The sequence below is a fragment of the Streptomyces sp. NPDC028910 genome, from assembly GCF_055564955.1.
On sequence record NZ_JBVHVF010000008.1, the window covers coordinates 136,489 to 156,875 of the forward strand.

The following is a 20,387-nucleotide window of genomic DNA, read 5'->3' on the forward strand; positions in this document are numbered from 1 at the left end:
GACGGGACGTGCCGTTTTGTGGTGGCACGCGGCAACGGGTGGGACGAAGGAAAGGCGCCGCTGGTGGACAAGGCCGCACTGCTCAAGGATCTGCAGAAGCAGGTGGGAGCCCTTGAGGACGACCTGCGCGGTCGGACGGACTCGGTGGAGGAGTTCCGAGCGGCGCTGAGGAGCGAGTACGAGTCCGCCTACGGAGCCCAGCGGACCGCCGCCCCGTACGAGACATGGCGCGACGAGCGGGTGACGCAGGTCGCGGCGGCGTGGGTGCTGGCCTGTGTTTTTGTCCGGTTCTGCGAGGACAACGGTCTGATCCCCGACGCGTGGCTGTCGGGACCGGGGGAGCGGCTCCCGGAGGCGGAGGATCGTCACGCGGCGTACTTCCGTGCTCACCCGGAGCGCAACGACAGGGACTGGCTGGTGTCCTCGTTCGAGGCGCTGGCTGAGAGCAACCCGACGGTGGCCGGTCTCTTCGACCGTGACCACAATCCGCTGTGGGAGCTGACGCCCGGGTACGGGATGGCGAGCGGGCTGCTCGCGTTCTGGCGCGAGCGGGGCGCGGACGGCGAGGTCCGTTACGACTTCACGGACGCGGAACTGGACACCCGGTTCCTGGGTGACCTCTACCAGGACCTGAGCGAGCACGCACGGAAGACGTACGCGCTGCTCCAGACGCCGGAGTTCGTGGAGGAGTTCATCCTCGACCTGACGCTGGAACCGGCGGTGGAAGAATTCGGCCTCGACCCGGTGTGGAAGCACAAGCCGGCGGGGTGGGACGGGGACGACCCGATCGCGCGGGGGCTGCGCTGCATCGACCCGGCGTGTGGCTCGGGCCACTTCCTGCTGGGCATGTTCGAGCGCCTGCTGGCGAAGTGGCGCGAGGCGGAGCCGGGCACCGATAACTGGGTCCTGGTCCGCCGCGCCCTCGACTCCGTCCACGGCGCCGACAAGAACCCCTTCGCGGCGGCGATCGCCCGGTTCCGACTGCTGGTCGCTGCGCTGAAGGCCTGCGGGGTGCGGGAACTGGGGCGCGCGCCGGAACTGCCGATCCACGTGGCGGTGGGGGACTCGCTGCTGCACGGGCGGGATGCGGGGCGTAAGGAGGACGTGCTCCCTGACTTTCTGCTGGGAGGGGACAGGGCGTTCCTGTACCGCACGGAGGATGCGGCGGAGTTCGCCGAGCGGGTAGATCTGCTGGGGCGCGGAAGCTACCACGTGGTGGTGGCGAACCCGCCGTACATCACGGTCAAGGACAAGCAGGAGAACGAGAACTACCGGAGCGTCTACTTTTCATGCGCGGGCAAGTACGCCTTGTCAGTGCCGTTCGCCCAGCGGATCTTCGAGCTGGCCATCCGTGCGGGCGGTGACGAACGCAACGGCGGCTTCACGGGGCAGATCACGTCGAACTCCTTCATGAAGCGCGAGTTCGGGAAGCCACTGATTGAGTCCTTCTTCCACGGCGGCGATTACAAAGATCCGCAGGCGAAGCGGAAGCGGGATTTTTCGGGTGTCGAGCTGTCGCACGTCATCGACACGTCCGGTGCCTACATTCCGGGGCATGGGACGCCGACGGTGATCCTGGCAGGGCGAAACCAGGTGGCGCGCCAGGTGAACCCGATTCGGGCGGTCCTGGGGGTTCGGGGGGAGCCCAATCAGCCGGTGGACCCGGCGCGAGGACAAGTTTGGCGGGCGATTAAGGACCAAGTGGGAACGCCAGGGAGCGAGTCTGAGTGGGTGTCCGTTGAAGCTGCTGAGCGTGGGCGCTTCGCCACATTCCCGTGGTCCCTGAGTGGTGGCGGCGCTGGTCACGTGCTGGCGGAGGTGGAAGCGAGCAGAAGGAACCGGCTTAAGGACGTCATCGACTCAAGCGGCTTCCACGTCATCCTCGGTGACGATGACGTTTTCGCTGCGGAAGAAGTGCCCACGCAATGGAAGCGGGCGGCGGTCGAGCATCGTGGCTTGGTCACGGGGGACGTCCTTCGTGACTGGCACCCGGACTCGACGGCTGTTCTCTGGCCCTATGAAGGCCAGGATGCTGTTCTGGCTCTGCAAGGCACGTCTCTCTTCTGGCCCTACCGGAGCGTGCTGCGTGCTGGGCTGACATTCGGCAAGACTAGGGAAGAGCGAGGGATGGCCTGGCATGAGCACATCATGTTGTCCTGGGGCAGAACGAATGCGGCCTATCTCCTTTCGTTCGCGTTTGTGGCGACGCACAACCACTTTGTACTGGACCGGGGCGCGAAGGTGTTCAAGCATTCCGCTCCCGTGATCAAGTTGCCGGAAGGCGCTACAGAGGAGCAGCACCTGGAACTGCTGGGGGTGCTGAACTCGTCGACGGCTTGCTTCTGGCTCAAGCAGGTGAGTCAGGCGAAGGGGGGCACCGACAACTCCAGCGGAGGCGGTAATCGGTGGACTCCTGAAGCTTGGATCGATCGCTATGAATTCACGGGAACCAAGCTCCAGGAGTTCCCTCTTCCCGCCGAGTTGCCGCTCGAACTAGGACGTTCCCTCGATTCGCTCGCGCAGAAGCTGGCAACTCAAGAGCCAGCTGCCATAGCTCGATTCGGGGCGCCTACCCGCAGCCGACTCGACGAGGCTCGCAATGTGCACGACCACATCCGCGCTCGCATGCTCGCACTCCAGGAGGAGCTCGACTGGAGTGTGTACGGTGCATACGCTCTGCTGAGCGCCAGTGAAGTGGCGCGCGCGACCGTCGGGCAGCCCGACGATGGAGCCGAAGTCGCCCTAGGCGAGCGCGCATTCGAGATCGTGCTCGCTCGAAAGGTTGCTGCCGGCGAGGCTGAGACTGCCTGGTTCGAGCGGCACCGCTCCACACCGATCACCGAGATCCCCGACCACTGGCCGGACGACTACAAGGCCGTCGTGCAGGCCCGGATCGACCTCATCGAGTCCCGTAAGGACATCGCCCTCATCGAGCGGCCCGAATGTAAGCGCCGCTGGGCCTCCGAGACCTGGGAGAAGAAGGAGAACGCTGCTCTCCGCGCCTGGCTGCTCGACGCCTGCGAGCGCGAGGACCTGTGGTTCGCGAACCGCGACGGCTTCCGGCAGCCCCGGACCCTCACCGTGTCCCAGCTCGCCGACGCCCTCCGCAACGACGAGGACGTTCAGTCCGTCGCCGCGCTCTACGCCGCCGACCACCTCGGCAAGCGTGATGCCTCCCTCGCGACCGTCCTCGCGGACGTCATCGCCGCCGAACACGTCCCGTACCTCGCCGCCCTGCGCTACAAGGACTCCGGTCTCCGCAAGCGCACCCAGTGGGAGAAGACCTGGGACCTCCAGCGCGAGGAGGACCGGACCGGTGAGCGGCTCGACATCCCCGTACCGCCGAAGTACAGCTCCGCCGACTTCCTCAAGCAGTCGTACTGGTCCCACCGCGGCAAGCTCGACGTCCCCAAGGAACGCTTCATCTCCTACCCCGACGCCGGCCCCGACTCCGACCCGACGATCCTCCTCGGCTGGGCCGGCTGGGACCACAAGGACCAGGCGCAGGCCTTGATCAACCTCGTCAACGACCGTACGGACGAGGCGGGCTGGGATACCGAGCGCATCACCCCGCTCCTCGCCGGCCTCCACGAGGTCATGCCCTGGGTCCACCAGTGGCACGGCGAGTTCGACGAGGAGTGGGACGGGACCCCGTCCGAGGAGTACCAGGCCTACCTCGACGAGCAGCGCGGCAAGCACGGCCTCTCGGCCGATGATCTGACCGCCTGGCGCCCCGAGAAGAAGGCGCGGGGCGGCGGTCGCCCCAAGAAGGCCGAGTAGTGAGATGGTGGGGTCCGCTTCCTCAGTGAAGGACAGGAAGCGGACCCCACCGTCGTTCGGTGCCGCACTGCGAACGCGATGAAGGCGGCCCGGCGTCCCGGACAAGGAACCCCGCCCTGCGCCGGGGCAAGCTCTACGCTTTCGACGCCGGCGCCGCTGCTGTGGCTGCTCTTGATCCAGGCCAGGTCGCCATCGGCTGCCGGAGTCGTCCACCCTCATAGCTCTCCCAGCAACTTCTCGATGTGCGCCAGCGATGCACGCCGGGTCAGCGCCTGCGCTCGAATGATCCCGTAGCGCATTTCACGCGAGCGCCGGTTTCAGACCGTGAGCAGGGGGCTGTCCTCCTGGACTCCACGTCGGTGTTCCTCCGCTGCCCAGGCGTCTCGATCAAGGTGACCGGCCCACCCAGCCACGCGTGATCGTCACAGGACCTCGGCATGACTTGGATCTCGACGTTTCGGGCATGGCTGACCATCAGGATCTGTTCCGGCTTGCCTCCATCGATGGGGCGGTGGAGCGCCACTTCCTCAATGACGAGTTCATCAGTGGTGCCGACCTTCGGAGGAGATCTCTTGCGGGGCAGGCCGGGCAGCAACCCGCTGCGCGATGGTCGCTGAGGAGGGGCCGCCACATCGCGAAGTCCGCCCGCGCGTACTCCGCTCTCTACAACAGCCCCGGCAGGGCGTGCTTCGCCTAGACATGCAGCTCCACGGCCTCCGCCTCACGTCGAGCCGCATCCCGGAAGACGGCGGGACGCGCGTCGGGCCTCCTCCTTCATCGCCCGCAGGACGCCACCTGCCCCCACGACCTTGTCCACCTCGTCGATCATCTTCGGCTGCCGAACCCGACGCCCCTGCTCGACCGACGCGACGAGCCCCTCCCCGTACCCGACGTGCCCGGCCACCTCCACCTGCGTGAGCCCGCAGCCTCCAGGAACAGCTCATCTGACGTCCGAAGCACCGCAGGAACGCCAGCCCGGAGTCCTCGTGCCGTCCTCAGCTCCAGCTTCCGTCCCCATTGCCGCACCCCATCCACGCGCAGTCACCCCCCGGCCGCTCACGTTAGGCGCGCCACAGCACCAGCTGCCGCTGGAACGGGCAGAGATCCGCCGTGTGAGTGCCGTGGTCACGGTCTCGGCGTACCCGCCCACAGCTCCGCCATCGCCGACGTCACCGCATAGCTGCACTCATCCGCGACCTCGGCCCACAGCAGCGGCCAGTTGCCGCGCCCCCGCCGCTCGAAGGTCCACCGGCTCAGGTATGACAACCGTCCGCGCAGCTCGTCCCGCGTCACGCCCAGCTCCGGCAGCAGCCCGGTCGCGGTGACCGGGACGTTAGGAACCCGGGACAGGACGTCGAGCAGATCGGCGACCGTGCGCAGAGAGGCAGACTCCGAACGGCTCAGCTCGGCCAGTTCGGCGGCGGTCCACCGGATGTGGGGCTTGGTCCCGCCGCTGGGGGCGGTGTCAGTGAAGCGGTTGTGGAGAAGAGTGCTGGTCATGGATTCCTCGGGTCGTCGTGGATTCGGGACGGTTCGCAACTGACGGACGGACGACGGCCGGACGCGCAGACGGAGGAGGTGGCTCCCCTGCCTCACCACAGCAGTCCGCTTGCCTTCCAACAAGCCCACTGCTGTGCCCAGTCCGCCCGGTGGCGCCCCTCGAAGCGGCTCAGCCGCGCCCGCCATTCCCCGTCCGCGTACCCGAGCGCGTCCTCCGCCGCGTATCCCTCCGCGCTCTCCGGCGGGCGCTGCCACCCCCGGTCCCGCACGTACGCCACCGCCGCCCGGAACGCCTCCGGGTGCGACCGTTCCGCCCGCAGATGCGCGTGCAGCACGGCAGAGAAGACCGGGGCCAGCGCATCCGACAGCGGCCACAGCGTCGAGAGCACCACCCGCACCCCGCGCGCGTGGAACGCCGTATCGAGGGTCCGGCAGCGCTCCAGCCCCAGGCGGGTGGAGGTGTGGGTGCCCGAGGAGCAGTTGGCCAGGACGGCCAGTTGCGCGGCGTCGAAGTTCCCCTCCCGCAGGACACGGCCCAGCGTGAGACGCCCACCGTACGGATCGGGGACCGAGGCGTCGGCCCCGGCGGACAGCCGTAGGCCGCTCGCGTACGGGTCGGCGGCCGTCTCACCGTGCGAGGCGATGTGCAGCGTGCCCGAGACCCGGCCCGCGGCCAGGGCGGCAGCAGGGGTGGCCGCGAACCCCGTGTACGTGTCCAGTCCGGCCCGGTACAGGCGGCCCAGCACCGCCGCCTCCGTCGCCAGCCCGCGCAGATCCTCCCCGTACGCCACGAGCGCGGGCGGAGCTGGCAGCAGCAGCGGGCGGCGGGCCAGCGCGGTGAGCGAGGCGAGCGACGGCGCGTACGAGACGGAGTCGAAACAGTCGGCCAGCACCCGGTCCGCGCCCAGTGATGGGACCGGCACCGCGTGCAGCGGGAGCAGCGCGAACAGGCTGGAGGGGCTGAGCACGAGGTGGCGTACGCCCTCCTCCCGCAGTGTTTCCGCCAGGCGCTCCACCAGCGGCGCGAGCAGCAGGCCGGCCGCACGGAGCAGCTCGCCGGGATAGCCGTCGCGCACCCACCGCGTCGTCAGCCGGGCGAGCTCCTCCACGTGGAAGTCGGGCACCGGAACAACGCCCGAGCGCGCCGACCCACCGGCCGTGCGCGCCCACAGCACGCGCACACCATCCGCGCCCAGCAGCAGGTGCACCAGAGCCCGGTCGTCCGCGCCGAGGACGGACAGCTCCCGCGCGAGCCCTGCCGACGGTCCCGCGTCGGGCGGCGGCCCCGCCAGCGAGCGGACCTCCAGCCCCGCCCACTGCAGGTCCACCTGGAGACGATGGGGGAGCGGCCGATCCGGCGATCGGTACCGGCGTTCCGCTCGCTCGACCCGAAGCCGCTCCTGCCTGCGCAGCGCGTGACGCAGCGGGGTCCGTCGCTCCCGTGCGACGCCGGGCAGGCCCTCCAGCAGGTCCAGGGTCTCCGCCAGATCCCGTGACTTCACCCGGTCCGCTGCGCGGAACTCGCCAGCGGGATCGGTACGCGGCGGCAGGACGCGGCTCAGATCGCCGTGCCGGCCCAGCGCCTCCTCCAGAGCCGAGCCCGCTGTGCTCACCACCTCCGGCGGGAACTCCACCAACAGCGTGCGGCGCACCTGCGGCAACCCTTCGTCCCCCTCGATGTGCAGCACATCGAGACGCGCGCACCCGACCCGGACGGCGAGTGCCAACTCGGCGGTGTCCCACGGCTCGTACAGGTCGTACGTGTACGAGAACTCCACCGGACCGGCCTTCGGGACGGCCTGCGGGAACGACACCGTGAAGACGGCGAAGCGGTTCTCGCGGAGGGTGAAGGAGACCAGCCGCCCGAGGCGGGTGGCATCGCGCGGGCGCCATACCGCGTCCCGCTGGAGCGGGCTGTCCACGCTCCCGTACCACCACGGGACCGTGCCGAGCACCCGGCGGCCCTGCTCCTCACCGCCGTACAGCAGGGCGAGGCACATCCAGCCCGGCGCCTGCGGGAACGCCATGCCGCTCTGAGCCCGCCACGGTGCTCCGGCCTGGCTCGCGCCGAGGCCGGGAACGGCGAGCGGCGGCCGGGCCGCGCTGAACAGGCCGGCGAGGGCCCGGTCGTGGGCGGGCCGGGGCTGCGCAGGGACCAGCGGCAGGCCGCTCGGCGGGCCCCACGGGGTGTCCGCGTCAGGGGCGAGGTCCCGCCGCCGGCACCAGGAGGCGAGCAGCGCGTCCCGGCGGGCAGCCAGCGCGGGCCGCAGCAGGGCGGGGGAGGGGCGGGCGCGGACCATCCGCATGATCAGGCGCGTCGCCTCCGTGAGGTCGCGGCTGCTCGGCGGGCGGTGGCCGCCGAGCGCGACTAGGGGGCGCAGCAGTTCGTTGATCTGCTGAGTGCTCCACGCCTCGGTAGCCCGTAAGGCGATCGTGAGCACCAGCAGCGCGCCGGGCAGCACACCGCTGCCGTCCTGCCACGCCTCCAGCCGCTCTGCGAGCCCACGGTCGTCCGACAGTAGATCCCGGATCTCTTCCGCCCCGGCGTCGAGCCCGTCAGGGGAGGCCGCCGAGACGGCCGAAGAGCCGTCGGACAGCTGGTCGTACCAAACCACGCGCCACCCCTCATCCCCGCCTCGCCTCGCCTCGCCTCGGATGATCTTCACCTGATCACCCAAGCCTGGCAATGCCATCAGCCCATACGAATCCGACAGCAGGCGCCGCCGCCCCGACAACGAGTAGCCGCCCCGGCCGCACACCTGTCGTTGCCGTGCCCCGTCCGCCACGGTCATGGGGAAGACGGTGTGGGCGTGCTTCTCGGCTACACCCGGCCGGTAATCGCCGCAACCGCAGGCGATCTTTCTCCGCACAGGTAGGGACAGCCCGGTGAGCTGGCAGGATAGAGGGCGAGGTGTGGGGTGCGCGGGAGCGGTGCGTCCGCGGTGTGAAGAGGAGTGAGTGCGGCCAATGGCGACGAGCGAGACCGTCCTGCGGGATGTCATCGACATCAAGGAAGACGTCCATGCAGGTGACTACAAGGTCGAGCTGTCGGGCGGCTTCACCGAGACCGCGGCCCGTGTCGACGAGTACGTGGTCACGGACCAGCTGCAGAAGGCGTTCCGCGACGCACTCGGCATCGTCCGCGGTGCCGTCCGCGGAGGCAACTCGTACGCCGCCTACCTCCACGGATCCTTCGGTGCCGGTAAGAGCCACTTCCTGACCGTCCTCCACGCGATCCTCAACAACGACTCCGCCGCCCGGTCCAAGCCGCGCCTGCAGGAGGTCATCGCCGAGCACGACGACTGGCTGCGCGGCAAGCGGTTCCTCATGGCGCCCTACCACCTCGTCGGAGCGGCCAACCTCGACTCCGCGCTGCTCGGCGGCTACGTCGCCACCGTCCGCAGGCTTCACCCAGAGGCACCCACCCCGGCCGTCTATCGCTCCGACTCGATGCTCGCCGACGCAGCCCGGCTGCGCACCAGCATCGGCGACGACGCCTTCCTCAAGCTGCTTCCCGCCGTAGAGGCCGCCGCGTCGGCGGCGGCCGACGAGGACGACGAACTGGAGGTCATCGGCGCCGCGAGCTCCTGGTCGGCCCCCGAACTCGACCGGGCGTTCTCCGCGCCCGCCGGGAACGCAGACCGCGACCGGCTGGTATCCGCGCTGCTGTCCGGTCCCATGGCCTCCTACGCGGAAGGCGCACGGGGCGACGCACAGGCGTTCGTACCGCTGGAGAACGGCCTGGCGATCATCAGCAAGCACGCCAAGTCGCTTGGCTACGACGGGATCGTGCTCTTCCTCGACGAGCTGATCCTCTGGCTCCAGGCCCACATGTCGCAGCGCGAGTTCGTCAACTCGGAGATCGGCAAGCTGGTCAAGCTGATCGAGTCGTCCGACAGCGACCGGCCGGTGCCGATCGTCTCGTTCATCTCCCGTCAGCGTGACCTGTCCCAGCTGGTCGGCGCCGACGTCATGGGCGCCGACGTGAAGAACATGGAACAGCAGGTCCAGTACCTCTCCGAGCGCTTCGACACCGTGAGCCTTGAGGACCGCAACCTCCCTGAGATCATCAAGAACCGCGTCCTGCGGCCGCGGCCGGGTCAGGAGCACGTCCTCGCCGGGGCCTTCTCCGATCTGGAGACTACGAACCCGCAGGTCAAGGATGTACTGCTGGACGCCAACGGTGCCACGCACGCAGACTGGGCCGACTTCAAGGCCGTCTATCCGCTCTCGCCGGCCCTGCTGAACGTCCTGGTCGCGCTCTCCGGCGCGCTCCAGCGCGAGCGGACCGGTCTCAAGCTCGTCCAGCAGCTGCTGGAGCGGTCGGCCGGTGCTCCGCTCGGCAAGCTCATCCCGCTCGGCGACCTGTGGGACGTACTGGTGGACAGCACGGGAGCCGCCTTCACCGACCGGCTGCGCAGCGAGGCGGAGGCGGCCCAGCGCTTCCACGCCAAGGCGCGCGCGCACCTCCTGGGGAAGTACGGCTCCGAGGACAACGAGAAGTTCATCGCCGACGACCGCTTCGTCAAGACGCTGCTGCTGGCCGCCCTCGCCCCGGACGTCCCGGCGCTCAAGCGGCTCACCGGCTCCCGGCTCGCCGCCCTCAACCACGGATCGGTGCGCTCGCGCACCGTTCAGCCGGGCTCCGTAGCCATCACTCGTATGCGCGAGCTGCAGGCCGAGTTCGGCGAGATCCGCTCCGACGGTGACCAGGACCCCGTCTTCACCCTTCACCTGTCCGACCTGGACATCGAGCCGCTTCTCGACGCCGTCGCCGAGGAGGACCGTCCCGGCGCCCGCCGCATCTGGGTTCGCGATCAGCTGTGGAAGGCCCTCGGGCTGAACGACACCGGCGCCTTCGTCTGCGAGCACGAGGTCGTCTGGCGCGGCACGCGCCGCACCGCGGAGTTCGTCTTCGAGAACGTACGAGACCGGGCGCAGCTCTCCGACGAGCAGTTCACCCCTGGAGTCGAGGGGCGGATCAGGTTCATCCTCGACTACCCCTTCGACGACGGCGAGCACTTCCCCAGCGACGACTTCAACCGTGTCGAGGAACTGCGCCGCGACGGGCTGGAGCAGCCCACCTTGGTGTGGCTGCCGTCTTTCTTCTCCGATCAGAAGAAGGCCCAACTCGGCCGCCTCATCAAGATCAATTACCTGCTGGAGCGGGACCGCCTCGACGACTACGCCGGACACCTCGGCTCCGACGACCGGGCCCGGATCCGCCATCAGCTGGCGGCCACCCGCGACAACCTCACCTCCACCCTCACCGCTGCCCTCGGCCAGCTCTACGGCATCGCGGGGGTCGACGAGGGCAGCGTCTCCGTCGAGGTCACCGAGGGCCGCCACCTGCTCTCGCTGCTGCCCGCTTACGGAAAGCCGCAGCCCCAGGGCGGCAAGTCCTTCAAGGACAACCTGCTGCACCTCGCCGACGGCATGTTCGGTGCCCTCTACCCCAAGCACCCCGACTTCGACCGGCTGCGCGAGCGCAAGCCCGTCTCGCCCACCGAACTCAAGACCGCCCTCACCTGGATCGGGCGGGCCATGGACGACGGCAGGCGGGTCGAGGTCGACAGCCACCAGCTGAAGACCGTCAAGAAGATCGTCGAGCCGCTGGAGCTCGGCCAGGTCCACGACGGTCCGCTGGTCCTGCGCAACGAATGGCGTACCCGCATCGACCAGGCAGCGGCCCAGCACAAGGCCGGCCCCGACCTCGCCGTCGAGGACATCCGAGAGTGGATCTCCAAGGACCTGGGCTGGACCGGCCTCGACAAGACCATCTCGAGCCTCGTCATCGCCACGTACGCGCTCCTCGGCGACCGGGCCTGGATCTACCACGGCAGCCCTGTCAGCCAAGCCCCCGAACTGTCGGCCATCGGCGCCGGATACGCGCTCCGCGCCCAGCCGCTGCCGAGCGAGGAGGAGTACGCGACCGCCCGTGATCGGGCCGCGAAGATCTTCGGCATCCCGGTGCCGCCCTCGCTCTTCGCCCGGAACATCAACAAGCTGCACTCCGGAGTGAAGGACGCCGTCGGGGCATACGAGACGGCAGTGGGCGGGCTGCGCAAGTCCCTGGACAAGCACGCCGCCGCCCTCGGTATCGATGAGGGCCCGAGCGACCGCACCACCGCGCTGCGTGACGCCGCCGACCTGCTGGCCCGCCTCGGCCGGCAGCACGACGCCACCGCTCTGGTACGCGAGCTCGCCACCGTGTCGTACACCACTACCGATCAGGTGCTTTCCACCAGCATCACCGCAGCCCCCGACGTGCTCACCGCACTTGACCGGGCGGACTGGACCCTGCTGCACAGCGTGCGGGGCTTCGTCGGACGGCCGGACGGTATCGGTGATCGGGCCGAGCGACTGGTCGAGAAGATCGCCGACGCGGCGCGGGTGAGCGAGTTCGAGAAGTCGCTCGTACCCGTGCTCGGGGACCTGCGGGACGAGGCGATCGCGATCGTCAGCGACGCCGCACGCCTCGCGCAGGTAACGCAGCCGGTGGAAGTGACGACGCCCCAGCCCCCCGTGGTGCCCGTACAGCCCGCTGAGTCCGCGCAGGAGAAGACCGCCGACGACGTACCGCTGACGGACCACGGAAACCCGTCCGTCCCCTCCACCCCGCCCGTACGCCGCCGGGTCGTCCACCTCGTACCGACGAAGGTGGAGAGTGCGCTCGCCAAGGAGATCGGCACCCTGCGCGACGAGATCCGCGCCTACTCCGAAGCCCACCCCGGCGTGACCGTCGAGATCAGCTGGCAGGTGGTGCCGGCGACCCCGCAGTCCCCGACCGTCGGTGAGAACGTCTGATGCCCGTCCGACCCGTGGTGGGCCGCCGAATCATCGAGGCCCTGCTGGACACCGAACTCGCGCGCGGGAGCGACCGGCGCCTCGTCCTCGTCAACGCGCGCTACGAGAGCGCAGGTGCGGAGGACGAGTTCACCGCGAAGATCGGTGGCCGACAGCGCCGAGTCCAGGTCACCGACCAGGACTCGGTGCTCGGCATCGCCGACGCCTGGGAGCGCCTGCGCGCCCGGGACACGGACGCCCTGGTCGTCGTCACCAGCGGTGTCCCGACCGAACAGCTCGGCTGGGACATCAAGGCACACGCCGTGAGCCGCCGCACGCTCACCGTCGACCGGGCCGAGATCGTCAAGCAGCTCTTCGGTGCCACCGACCTCGACCCGCGCGTGTATCGGGAGAGCTGGCTGCTCGACGCCCTACTGGAGGCCGAGCCCGCCGATGGCTGGCCGCGCGCCGGAACCGTCCTCACCCTCGACACCGCCATCCGAGCCCTCGTCGCCACCCGCCTGGGCCTGGGGGACTCGGCGGCGGACTCCTGTGACCTCGACACGGACACCCTCCTCGCCTGGTCCCGCAGCACGGCCGGCCCCACCCGGTACACCGAACTGCCGTCCGCCGAACGCGAAGGTATCGCGCTCTGGCTGGCGCAGACCGTCGGCCCCGCCGTACCCACCTTCCTCGCTCTCGTCGCCGACGGACGCGGCCGGGACGCGATGGCACTGGGAGCCCTCGCCTCCGTGGTCCGGGCCCCGGGTGCCTCTGACGCAGCCAGCTTTGCCCTCGGTACTCTCTTCGGCACTGCCCTGAAATCCTTCGACGACCTCGCGCCGTTCAGCAACGCCGTCACCGGAGTACTGGCCCGCTGGATCAGCGAGGCCGAAGGAACAGGCCCACAGCGGTCCGACGCCCGCGAGCGGGTCTTCGCCGTACTCGACCAGGCCGACACACTCGCCCACGAAGCGGGGCTCGGCGGCGCTCTCGGCGAGGACCGGCTGCTGCCCTCCGGCTTCCGAGCCCGGCTGCGCACCTTCGCCGCCGGACTCGACCGGTCACCCGGCGAAGCCGAAGCCGGACTCCAGCGTCTCGACGAGCACCAGCTGTCCGGGCTCTACGAGGAGAGCACAGCGGCGGCCCGGATGGCGGTACGCGTGGTGCGCTGGCTCGCCGCCCCCGCACCGATGGTGGAGTCGGTCCCCCAAGGGGTGCGCGAGCACCTCGCGTCCTGGGGCTGGGTCGACCGCGCCCTCTCGGTCCTCGCCGAAGGAGACCCTGAGCGGGACCCGGTCCTGGGGCAGGCGTACCACCGTCTGATAGGAGCCGCCCGGGCCCGGCGGGAAAGGATCGACGAGCAGTTCGCGGCGAGGCTGGCCGCGTGGACGGAGTACGCCTGTCAGCAGGCCCGCGGTGGCGCCCTGCTGATCGAGGACGTCCTGGCCAAGGCTGCGGCGCCGCTCGCCCTCGACGCCTCCCGGCCGCTGATTCTCGTGCTCGATGGAATGAGTTCTGCCGTCGCCGCACAGCTCGGCGCCGAGCTGGACCGGCGGGTGTGGACCGAGATCGTTCCCAAACCCGAGGCGGAAGGCGGCCCGGTACGCCAGGCCGCCGTCGCCATGCTGCCGACCGTCACCACCATCAGCCGCGCCTCGCTGCTCAGCGGTACGCCCACAAGCGGCGGTCAGTCAGTCGAGGACGCGGGCTTCGCCGCCTTCTGGAGGCGGCGGCACAGGTCCGCCGTCCTGTTCCACAAAGGTGAGTTCGAAGGGGAGGCAGGACACCGCCTCGCCCCCGAGCTGCTGGACGCGCTCGCCTCGGACAAGGTCGTGGCCGTCGTTCTCAACACCATCGACGAAGCGCTCGACCACGGGCAGCAGGGCACACGCACCAGGTGGCACCTCAAGGACGTCAACAAACTGCCCGATCTACTCAACGCGGCCCGTGACTACGGCCGTCCGGTCCTGATGGTCTCCGACCACGGCCACGTCATCGACCGCACTCCGGCCGGGCAGGGACCGGTCTCCGCACCCGGCGCTGAGTCGGCCCGGTGGCGGACCGGCCTGGCGGTGGACGGCGAGGTGGTCCTCTCCGGCCCACGAGTCCTGGAAGGCGGCGGCACGGCCGTCCTCCCCTGGCGGGAGGACATTCGTTACACGCCCCGCAAGGCCGGCTACCACGGCGGGGCCTCCCTCGCGGAGGTGACCGTCCCGGTGATCACGCTGGTGCCGTCCGCGGAACTCATTCCCACCGGCTGGACGATCTTGCCAGCCGAGGACATCGCGCCCGCGTGGTGGCGCTCCCGTACGGTTGCCGCCGAACCGGAGACCGATCGGACGGCAGCCAAGAAGACGCGCAAACCCGCGCCCGTCGAGGACGAAGAGGGCCTTTTCGCCCGACGCGAGGTGGTCACGGGGGTCAGTACGCTCGGCGAGAAGGCCGTGGCCACCGCCCAGTTCAGGGCTCAGCGCGAGTTTGTCCGGCACGCCCCGTCCGAGACGGCGGTCGCAGCCGTCCTCGACGCGCTTGCCGAGGCCGGCGGGAAACTGTCGCCCGGCGCCGTAGCGGCGGCCGCGCAGACGGCCACGGGCAAATCGCAGCGGAACCCCGAGAGGTTCGTCACCGTACTCCAGCGGCTCCTCAACATCGACGGCTACGCGGTGGTCAGCCTCATCGAGGCGGGCCGGACCGTAGAACTGAACAAGACGCTGCTCGAGCAGCAGTTCTTCGGGACGGAACAGCGATGACGCATCCTCAGGAGGTCAGCGCGGCCCGGCGGCGGGACGTGGTCGACGCGCTCCGCCGCGGCACCGTTCCCCAGGCCGGGCTGGACCTCTTCGCGGTCGGCCTGGACCGGTTCACGGCTGCCCTCGACGACGATCTGGCAACTGCTGCACGTGGTGGCGCCGCGTTCCACGCGATCCGCGGCGAGTACGGCTCCGGCAAGACGTTCTTCGCCCGCTGGCTCGCGGAGCGCGCCAAGCGGGCCGGCCTCGCGACCAGCGAAGTGCAGATCTCGGAGACGGAAACTCCGCTGCACCGTCTGGAGACCATCTACCGCAGGCTCACCGAGCGATTGACCACCGCTACGCATCAGCCAAGCGCTCTTCGCGCCGTCATCGACTCGTGGTTCTACACGCTGGAGGAAGAGCTCCTCGACGAGGGCAAGATCGACGAGGACGACGAAGAGGCCCTGGCTCAGGCCGTGGACGAACTGATGGAGCGGCGGCTAGCGGACGTCGCTCGTACGACGCCTGCCTTCTCTGCTGCCTTGCGCGGCTATCGCCAAGCCGTGTCCGCCAGCGACGGAGCCACCGCCGAGGCCTTGATCGCCTGGCTCGGCGGACAGAAGTCGGTGGCAGCCTCCGCCAAGCGTGCGGCGGGCGTACGAGGCGACCTCGACCACTTCGCGGCCCTGGGCTTTCTCCAGGGTCTGCTGACCGTCCTGCGCGACTGCGGTCACCCTGGCCTGCTCCTCGTACTGGACGAGGTCGAGACGCTGCAGCGCGTGCGCGGGGACGTCCGCGAGAAGAGCCTCAACGCCCTGCGACAGCTCCTCGACGAGATCGACGCCGGGCGCTTCCCCGGGCTGTTCCTCGTCATCACCGGCACCCCTGCCTTCTACGACGGACAGCAAGGCGTCCAGCGCCTGCCACCGCTGGCCCAGCGGCTCGCCACCGACTTCACCACCGACCCGCGATTCGACTCCCCCAGGGCGGTCCAGCTGCGCCTGCCGGGTTTCGACCTGGCTGGACTCGGTGAACTCGGCCGCAACGTCAGAGAGGTGTACGCGGGTGTCGCCCGCCACCCGGCGCGCGTTTCCGAGCGGGTGGACGATGTCTACCTCGGCGAACTGGCCACGGCGGTCACGGGCGGTCTCGGCGGCAAGGTGGGCGTTGCCCCCAGGATCTACCTGCGCAAACTGGTGGCCGACGTATTGGACCGGGTCGACGAGCACGAGGACTTCGACCCGCGCCGCCACTACGCACTCACCGTCCGCAGCTCGGAGCTCAACGACGTGGAACGCAACGCGGCGGCAGGGAACGCGGATGACATCGAGCTGGAGCTGCCGTGAGCCCGGTCGACGACCTTGATCCGGTGCTGACGCATCACATCGTCAACAGCCTTGGGTGGAAGGGGCTCAGGCCGCTCCAGGAATCGTCCATCGAGCCGCTGATGGCCGGTGAGGACGCCGTTCTCCTCGCGCCGACGGCCGGCGGCAAGACGGAGGCCGCGGCCTTCCCACTGCTGTCCCGGATGACGAGACAGGGCTGGAAGGGCACGTCGGTCCTCTACGTCTGCCCGCTGAAGGCCCTGCTCAACAACCTCCTGCCCCGCCTCGAAACGTACACGGGATGGATCGGTCGCACCGCGGCCCTGTGGCACGGAGACGTGGCCGCTGGCCGCCGCCGGCGCATCCTCAGTGAGCGACCTGATGTCCTGCTCACAACCCCCGAGTCGCTGGAGGCGATGCTGGTCAGTGTCAATGTCGACCACAGGACCTTCTTCGCCGGACTGCACACCGTCGTGGTCGACGAGGTCCACGCCTTCGCGGGGGACGACCGGGGATGGCACCTGCTGGCAGTCTTGGAACGCCTCCAGCGTGTCGTAGGTCGCCCTGTGCAGCGGGTCGGGCTCTCGGCGACGGTCGGCAACCCGGAGGAGCTGCTTCACTGGCTGCAAGGCTCCGCGGCAGGCACGCGGCCCGCTCGCGTCGTTGCCCCGCATCTTGCCGACCCGGTTCCTTCCGGGCCGCCCCCCGGAGATGTGCAACTGGACCACGTGGGTTCTCTCGACAATGCAGCCACTGTCATCGCTGCCCTTCACCAGGGCGAGAAGCGCCTGGTGTTCTGCGAGGCCCGGCGTACTGTCGAGGAGCTGGGTGAGAAACTGCGGCTGCGAGGCGTGACGACCTTCCTCTCCCACGCATCCCTGTCTCTGGACGAACGCCGCCGCGCTGAGGAGGCGTTCGCCGAGGCACGCGACTGCGTCATCGTCTCGACCAGCACGCTGGAACTCGGCATCGACGTAGGCGACCTCGATCGGGTCATCCAGATCGATGCCCCGGCCTCGGTGGCGTCGTTCCTGCAGCGGCTCGGACGCACCGGACGGCGGGCCGGCACCACGCGTAACTGTCTCTTCCTCGCCCTGAGCGAAGAAGGCCTGCTCGCAGCAGCCGCACTGCTCCTGCAATGGTCCCGTGGCTGGGTCGAACCGGTCATCGCTCCGCCCGAGCCGCGCCACATCGTCGCCCAGCAGCTACTCGCGCTCTGCTTGCAGGAACACCGGGTCGGCGACCAGGTCTGGCAGCAATGGTGGAACGGCCTGGGCCTGTTCGGCAGCGGGGCGGAGCCGATCGTGCGCCACCTGGTGGACAACGGCTACCTCGACCAGGACGGCGGCATGTTGTTCATCGGTCCGGAAGCGGAACGACGCTTCGGTCACCGGCACTTCATGAACCTCACCGCAGTCTTCACCGCCCCTCCGGAGTTCACCGTCCTCAACGGCCGTACTGAGATCGGCAGGACCGATCCCGACCTGCTGACCGAGGAGGTCCAGGGGCCGCGCAAGCTGCTGCTCGCCGGGCGTAGCTGGCTCGTGACGTACATCGACTGGAGCCGCAAGCGCTGTTTCGTCGAGCCCGCTGATGGAGGCGGTAAGGCGAAATGGAGCGGCTCGGGATTCCCCCGGGTCGCATCCTTCGAGCTCACAAGAGCGATGCGGGATGTCCTGCTGGGTGTGGACCCCGAGGTCACACTCACGAAGCGAGCGGTTGCCGCACTCGAAGAGGCCCGAGAGCGGTACCTGGAGTACGTACACCCGGGCGGCACGCTGATCAGTCGCCGAGGTGAAGGGGACGTCCGTTGGTGGACGTGGGCGGGCCACCGGACCAACGCGACCCTCGCCTCGACACTCTCATCGGTGACGGCTCCGGGCCAGCGCGTGACCGACCAGTGGATCCGGCTCCGCGAGGACGTCACCGCCCAGCAGTGGAGGTTGGCGGCGACGGAAAGCGTCGGGATGCTGTGCCTGCCGGAGGTGAGCGAGCGTGCCGTGCGGGGCCTTAAATTCTCGGAGGCACTGCCGCCGCGCCTGGCTCAGGCCACGCTCGCGGCACGGCTCGCCGACGAGGACAGTGCGCGCAGGGTATTGGGGGAATCTGCCAGGTTCGTCGTCAAGGCAGACTGGGCATGACGCATCCGGCTTGGGAAAACAGGGCGAGCCGTGACCTGATGGTCACGGCTCGCCCAAGCCTTTCGGCCAAGTGTCCGAGGGGGGACTTGAACCCCCACGCCCGATAAAGGGCACTAGCACCTCAAGCTAGCGCGTCTGCCATTCCGCCACCCGGACAAGGTGTCTGTCTCGCGTCCCTCGCGGGCCGTTCCGACGTGGAAAACATTACCAAACATTCCGGGGTCCCCGATCACACCCCCCTGGCGGCCGGGATCGCCCTTGGGGACGGCGGCCCGAGGCGGGAGGATGGGGAGGCAGTCGGTACCGATCAGTGGGAGGAAGCAGCGTGAGCGAGTCGAGCGCGGGCAGGACCGTCTCCGGCGAGGACGAGGTCGTCGACCTCTGCCGGGACCTCATCCGGATCGACACCAGCAACTACGGAGACCACTCGGGCCCGGGGGAGCGCAAGGCGGCCGAGTGGGTCGCCGAGAAGCTCGCCGAGGTCGGGCTGGAGCCGCAGATCTTCGAATCGCACAAGGGGCGCGCCTCGACCGTGGCGCGGATCGAGGGAGAGGACCCCTCCCGGCCGGCGCTGCTGATCCACGGGCACACCGACGTGGTTCCGGCCAACGCCGCCGACTGGACGTACGACCCCTTCGCGGGCGAGATCGCCGACGGCTGTGTGTGGGGCCGCGGCGCCGTCGACATGAAGGACATGGACGCGATGACTCTGGCCGTCGTACGCGACCGCATGCGCAGCGGGCGCAAGCCCCCGCGGGACATCGTGCTGGCCTTCCTCGCCGACGAGGAGGCCGGCGGCATCTACGGGGCCCGGCACCTCGTCGACAAGCACCCCGGACTGTTCGAGGGCGTCACCGAGGCGATCGGCGAGGTCGGCGGCTTCTCCTTCACGGTGAACGAGAACCTGCGGCTCTACCTCGTGGAGACGGCCCAGAAGGGCATGCACTGGATGCGGCTCACGGTGGAGGGCACCGCGGGCCACGGCTCCATGACCAACAACGACAACGCCATCACGGAGCTGTGCGAGGCCGTGGGGCGGCTCGGCCGCCACCAGTGGCCGGTGCGCGTGACCAAGACCGTACGGAGCTTCCTGGACGAGCTCTCGGACGCGCTCGGCACCCCCCTGGACCCGGACAACATGGACGCCACGCTCGCCAAGCTCGGCGGCATCGCCAAGATGGTCGGTGCGACGCTGCGCAACTCGGCCGCCCCGACGATGCTCGGCGCCGGCTACAAGGTCAACGTCATCCCCGGCCAGGCGACGGCCCACGTCGACGGCCGCTTCCTGCCGGGCTACGAGGACGAGTTCTTCGCCGACCTGGACCGGATCCTCGGCCCGCGCGTGAAGCGGGAGGACGTACACGGCGACAAGGCGCTGGAGACGGACTTCGACGGCCGGCTGGTGGACGCCATGCAGGGCGCCCTGAAGGCCGAGGACCCGATCGCGCGCGCGGTCCCGTACATGCTCTCCGGCGGCACGGACGCCAAGTCCTTCGACGACCTCGGCATCCGCTGCTTCGGCTTCGCGCCGCTGCAGCTGCCGCCGGAGCTGGACTTCGCCGGGATGTTCCACGGCGTGGACGAGCGGGTGCCGGTGGACGGACTCAAGTTCGGCGTGCGGGTGCTCGACCGGTTCATCGACAACGCCTGAGATTCGGGAACGTGTGCGCATTTCACTGAGAAGAGTGAATGCACTCATACGCTCGTAGCCCCGGTGATCCCTCCTCGTTACAGGTGTTGCGGTCCGCGGCTGGGACCGCATTGCCTACTAGGAGGAACAATGATCAAGAAGGTTGTCGCCGCTGCGGCTGCCACTGGTGGCCTGGTGCTCGCGGGTGCCGGTCTGGCCCACGCCGACGCGGGCGCCCAGGGTGCGGCCATCGGTTCGCCCGGTGTCCTGTCCGGCAACATGCTGCAGGTCCCCGTTCACATCCCCGTGAACGTGTGCGGCAACACGGTCACCATCATCGGCCTGCTGAACCCGGCCTTCGGCAACACCTGCGTCAACGCCTGACGCGTCTGAAGTCTTGGGCCCCGGAGCGCATTCCAGCGCTCCGGGGCCGCTGGGCATTCCAGCCCGATCGATCATCTTCGGCGCACCGGCAGGGGAGCCGAAGCGC

Annotated in this window: 12 protein-coding genes and 1 tRNA gene; 8 read left to right on the forward strand and 5 right to left on the reverse strand. The window is 69.4% G+C overall.

Annotated features, from left to right (window positions below; translation table 11 throughout):
* Nucleotides 1–21 precede the first annotated feature (21 nt).
* Nucleotides 22–3,780, forward strand: a complete 3,759-nt coding sequence (gene pglX, locus ACZ4TV_RS13435; protein ID WP_468133950.1) for a BREX-2 system adenine-specific DNA-methyltransferase PglX — start codon at nucleotides 22–24, stop codon at nucleotides 3,778–3,780.
* 265 nt (nucleotides 3,781–4,045) lie between these two features.
* On the opposite strand, the gene ACZ4TV_RS13440 is transcribed toward pglX, so the two are convergent.
* The gene (locus ACZ4TV_RS13440) at nucleotides 4,046–4,303 is read right to left on the reverse strand and encodes a Scr1 family TA system antitoxin-like transcriptional regulator (RefSeq protein WP_468134115.1); all 258 of its coding nucleotides are present in this window, start codon (nucleotides 4,301–4,303) and stop codon (nucleotides 4,046–4,048) included.
* On the opposite strand from ACZ4TV_RS13440, the gene ACZ4TV_RS13445 reads away from it, so the two are divergent.
* A complete protein-coding gene (locus ACZ4TV_RS13445; protein ID WP_468134125.1) occupies nucleotides 4,244–4,477 on the forward strand; it encodes a hypothetical protein in 234 nt (77 codons plus the stop codon). The two genes, ACZ4TV_RS13440 and ACZ4TV_RS13445, sit on opposite strands and share 60 nt — an antisense overlap.
* A 24-nt stretch (nucleotides 4,478–4,501) precedes the next feature.
* Here the strand turns inward: ACZ4TV_RS13445 and ACZ4TV_RS13450 are convergent, their stop codons facing one another.
* The 3 genes from ACZ4TV_RS13450 to ACZ4TV_RS13460 form a co-directional block, all read right to left on the reverse strand.
* Nucleotides 4,502–4,690, reverse strand: a complete 189-nt coding sequence (locus ACZ4TV_RS13450) for a hypothetical protein (RefSeq protein WP_468133952.1) — start codon at nucleotides 4,688–4,690, stop codon at nucleotides 4,502–4,504.
* A gap of 215 nt (nucleotides 4,691–4,905) precedes the next feature.
* Nucleotides 4,906–5,280, reverse strand: a complete 375-nt coding sequence (locus ACZ4TV_RS13455; protein WP_468133954.1) for a hypothetical protein — start codon at nucleotides 5,278–5,280, stop codon at nucleotides 4,906–4,908.
* A gap of 92 nt (nucleotides 5,281–5,372) precedes the next feature.
* Complete coding sequence (locus ACZ4TV_RS13460) at nucleotides 5,373–7,895, reverse strand: CHAT domain-containing protein (RefSeq protein WP_468133956.1); 2,523 nt, start codon at nucleotides 7,893–7,895, stop codon at nucleotides 5,373–5,375.
* A gap of 352 nt (nucleotides 7,896–8,247) precedes the next feature.
* On the opposite strand from ACZ4TV_RS13460, the gene ACZ4TV_RS13465 reads away from it, so the two are divergent.
* From ACZ4TV_RS13465 to ACZ4TV_RS13480, 4 genes are read left to right on the forward strand one after another with little or no spacing between them, the layout of a single operon-like run.
* Complete coding sequence (locus ACZ4TV_RS13465) at nucleotides 8,248–12,087, forward strand: BREX-2 system ATPase PglY family protein (protein WP_468133958.1); 3,840 nt, start codon at nucleotides 8,248–8,250, stop codon at nucleotides 12,085–12,087.
* Nucleotides 12,087–14,819 carry a BREX-2 system phosphatase PglZ gene (gene pglZ, locus ACZ4TV_RS13470; RefSeq protein ID WP_468133960.1) on the forward strand — a complete coding sequence of 911 codons (2,733 nt, stop codon included), beginning with the start codon at nucleotides 12,087–12,089 and terminating at the stop codon, nucleotides 14,817–14,819. The genes ACZ4TV_RS13465 and pglZ overlap by 1 nt, the downstream gene beginning before the upstream one ends.
* Nucleotides 14,816–16,147 (forward strand): BREX system ATP-binding protein BrxD, encoded by a 1,332-nt coding sequence (gene brxD / locus ACZ4TV_RS13475; RefSeq protein ID WP_468133962.1) that lies wholly within the window; start codon nucleotides 14,816–14,818, stop codon nucleotides 16,145–16,147. Before pglZ ends, brxD begins: the two co-directional genes overlap by 4 nt.
* Nucleotides 16,144–18,267 carry a DEAD/DEAH box helicase gene (locus ACZ4TV_RS13480; protein ID WP_468133964.1) on the forward strand — a complete coding sequence of 708 codons (2,124 nt, stop codon included), beginning with the start codon at nucleotides 16,144–16,146 and terminating at the stop codon, nucleotides 18,265–18,267. Before brxD ends, ACZ4TV_RS13480 begins: the two co-directional genes overlap by 4 nt.
* A 71-nt stretch (nucleotides 18,268–18,338) precedes the next feature.
* Here ACZ4TV_RS13480 and ACZ4TV_RS13485 read toward each other — a convergent pair.
* A tRNA-Leu gene (locus ACZ4TV_RS13485) sits at nucleotides 18,339–18,423 on the reverse strand.
* A 169-nt stretch (nucleotides 18,424–18,592) separates the two neighbouring features.
* Between ACZ4TV_RS13485 and ACZ4TV_RS13490 the strand changes: the two genes are divergently transcribed.
* The gene (locus ACZ4TV_RS13490; protein ID WP_468133966.1) at nucleotides 18,593–19,918 is read left to right on the forward strand and encodes a M20/M25/M40 family metallo-hydrolase; all 1,326 of its coding nucleotides are present in this window, start codon (nucleotides 18,593–18,595) and stop codon (nucleotides 19,916–19,918) included.
* Nucleotides 19,919–20,047: 129 nt separating this feature from the next.
* Complete coding sequence (locus ACZ4TV_RS13495) at nucleotides 20,048–20,281, forward strand: chaplin (protein WP_468133968.1); 234 nt, start codon at nucleotides 20,048–20,050, stop codon at nucleotides 20,279–20,281.
* The last annotated feature ends 106 nt before the right edge of the window (nucleotides 20,282–20,387 follow it).